Below are 3,195 nucleotides of genomic sequence, written 5' to 3'. Positions count from 1 at the left end.
GGTAACCGCGGATGCAAAAAGCAAAATCTACGGTGAAACTGATCCGGCACTAACGTATCAGATTACCTCGGGCAGTTTAGCCTTTAGCGATGCTTTCATCGGAAGTTTGTCCAGAGCAGCCGGCGAATCGATAGGAAATTATGCAATTGGTCAAGGCAGTCTGGCGCTGAATCCGAATTATGATTTGGATTATGTGGGTGCGGACTTTGAAATTGTAGAACTACCATTAACCGCTACAGTAACTAAAAAAGATGTTACTTGCAATGGTGAAGGTAATAATGGTGAAATTAATATTAGTAATCCGTCTGGTGGTTCAGGCAGTTATCAATATCGTTTAAATTCCAATTCTTGGCAATCGAGTGGAAATTTTGTGGGTTTGTTACCAAATGCATATACTGTTGAGATGCGTGATACTGCACATCCGGGATTTATTAAATTTATTTGTACTATCACCATTCTTCAACCAACATCATCAGTAACTGCAAGTTGTACCACTTCTAACAACACTCTTTATTTTGGTTATACTGGAGATCAGACATCAACTATAACAGTAAAACCTGGTGGTGGTGAAGGGCCTTATACGGTTTCGTTAACTATGAACCGTCCTTTGATGGCTAATGTAACCACAAATACCGGGGATGAATTATGGGCATGTGGGGCAAACACGCATAGTAGTAGTAATAATGTGTGTCCAGCAACAGGCTCATTCCAGCCAACTCAATATCCAGTTTCTGTATCGACGAATACTATTACAGCAAGCGGGGGATATTCCTTAAATGTTACCCTGATGGCTGATACAGTGATTACAGCAACTGTGACGGATAAAAATGGATGTACTGGCACTTGCTCTATACCTATTTTTGCTGAAGACGTTCGTTGCTTCAACGGAAACAGCGGAAATACCAAAGTACAACTTTGTCATAAAACAGGAAGTGGTAAAAATCCATGTACGACCATTTGTGTAGATAGTAATGCAGTGGCAGAACATTTGGCGCATGGTGACTTCTTTGGGAAATGTACATCTAATTGTATATCTCCTGATGGGGACGGTAAATCTGTTATGCCTTTTAATATAATAGCATATCCAAACCCAAGTAACAATGAATTCACTTTTGAAGTTGAAAGCAGTAGTGCTGAAAAAATAACGATTACCGTATTTGATATTGCGGGAAGAATTGTTAAACAGATTGAAAAAGAACATGATGCTTTAATTCAATTTGGAGATGAACTACCTCGAGGGGTCTACCTGTCTGTCGTAGAACAGGGAAGTAATCGGAAAACGGTGAGAGTAATTAAAGAATAGAAAAAACTAAAAACTCCGGCAATTAAGCCGGAGTTTTTTATGATGTCAACAAAAAATGATTTAATTTTCAATAACAATTGCATCGGCGATAGCTCCCAAATCGAGTAAATTTTGTGTTACGGTTTTTACAAAATCAGCTGGGCCGCACACATAGAAATTTTGATTGAAATCGACTATATTTTCAATGAGGAAATTACGGTCAATTCTTCGACCGAGAAAACCAACCACATTTTCCCGAGTATAGACATTTATAAAGTTATTTTTAAGCATTTTGTGTAATTCGTTCCCCATAATAACGTCTTCAGAAGTTTTATTAACATAAATTAATCTGTTGCCATGTATCTGATTGTTTTTATAAAGTTCACGAAAAATCGAGATGAAAGGTGTTATTCCCGAACCGGCGGCTATGAAAACTCCCGGGCCTTTGTAATTTATTGTTCCGAAAACATCATGAAGGATTAATTCGTCACCTGCATTAATACGGCCTAATTCATTAGTCACGCCTTTTCGTTCCTTGTAAATTTTGATCATGAATTCGAGGTAATTGGATTCTTTTAAATTTGTAAAGGTGAATGGTCGCGTTTCATTTTTCCATTGAGGACTGTTTATGGCCACTTCCGTAGCCTGTCCGGGACTAAAATCATAACCCAGAGGTTTCTCCACTACAAACGACTTGACATCGTGGGTGATAAATCGCGCTTTTAAGACTTTGACAACATGACCTTTTTTCATATTTTTTTTAGTGCTTTAGTTGGACGGGTATAGTTTCAAATGTGTAATAAAGTTACTGAAAAATAGGATAGGCTTATTGAAACAGATTGTAATTTGAATACGTTTTTGTTTAGAAATTATATTCCGCCTGGTTCAGATGTTTTTTTGCGAGTGTTAATGCTCATTTTTTTGCAGTCATTCTGTATAAGTTGATATTTTGATTGTATCGTAGTTTAGGTGAAAGAATGACCAGAGACCTTACTCAATTGGTGAAGCAATCCAATAGTTGATTCACCTATACAATAGTAAAGTGTAGAAATTTTCTTTAAGGGTTTTTATATACCTATTATATATTGTATAATCAATTGTGATTTTTCCTCAGCTCCTCAGTACCTATTATATAGTATGGCAATAGTGATTTTTCCTCAGCTCCTCAGTACCTATTATATAGTATGGCAATAGTGATTTTTCTTCAGAGTCTTGGCTGCACAGTACCTCAGACCTCTTGTTTTCAGTGGTGATTTTTCCTCAGTACCTTTATATATAGTACTGTCAATAGTAATTTTCCCTCAGCTCCTTAATGTCTCAGTCCCTCAGAACCTTTGTAAGTAACAATGCTTTTTCCTCAGCGCCTCAGTCACTCAGTTCCTCAGCGCCTTTTCTTTTTAAAAAAAAACTTTCTGTCTTTAAGAAATGGTTATCAGTAAGTTAAGGGGAACCTCGAAAAAAATAATAAAAAAAGACTTGAAATAATTAGGAGTTACGGGAAAGAGTGCTACTTTTGCACCCGCAATAACGGCGTAGTTCTACTGATATTTTGAAACGAATCACATCGAAAAAGATTTTGAAAAAAGTCAAAAAAAGATTTGGTTTGTAAATAAAAAAGAAGTTATCTTTGCCACCCGCAAAACACGGTAAAGTTCTTTTGAAATATTGAGTAAGTGATTTGAAATTACGGTTTAGAAATTAAATCGAAAAATAATTAAAAAACACTTGCGAGATTAAGAAAAAGGTATTACCTTTGCAACCCGCAAAACACGGGAAGTTCTTTAAAAAATTGAGGTTAAAACGGAAGGAAAATTTTTTCAAAAAAAAGTTTCAAAAAGTTTTGCCAATTAGAAAAGAAGTTCTAGTTTTGCAGCCGCTAACCGAGAGGCTTAGCGATAAGAAATAAGAAGAAT

2 protein-coding genes are annotated in these 3,195 nt (G+C 36.2%); one reads left to right on the top strand and one right to left on the bottom strand.

Going from position 1 to position 3,195, the window contains the following annotated elements; genetic code table 11:
- On the top strand, positions 1 to 1,303 hold a 1,303-nt coding region (locus FLJC2902T_RS14860; RefSeq protein ID WP_035679128.1), incomplete at its 5' end, for an MBG domain-containing protein.
- 60 nt (positions 1,304 to 1,363) lie between these two features.
- Here FLJC2902T_RS14860 and FLJC2902T_RS14855 read toward each other — a convergent pair.
- A complete protein-coding gene (locus FLJC2902T_RS14855) occupies positions 1,364 to 2,035 on the bottom strand; it encodes an FAD-binding oxidoreductase (RefSeq protein ID WP_023580616.1) in 672 nt (223 codons plus the stop codon).
- Positions 2,036 to 3,195: the final 1,160 nt, after the last annotated feature.

The organism is Flavobacterium limnosediminis JC2902 (genome assembly GCF_000498535.1).
In the GTDB taxonomy this organism is placed as follows: Bacteria; Bacteroidota; Bacteroidia; order Flavobacteriales; family Flavobacteriaceae; genus Flavobacterium; species Flavobacterium limnosediminis.
The sequence above is the reverse complement of the archived record's forward strand: the minus strand, read 5'-3'. Positions and strand labels throughout refer to the sequence as shown.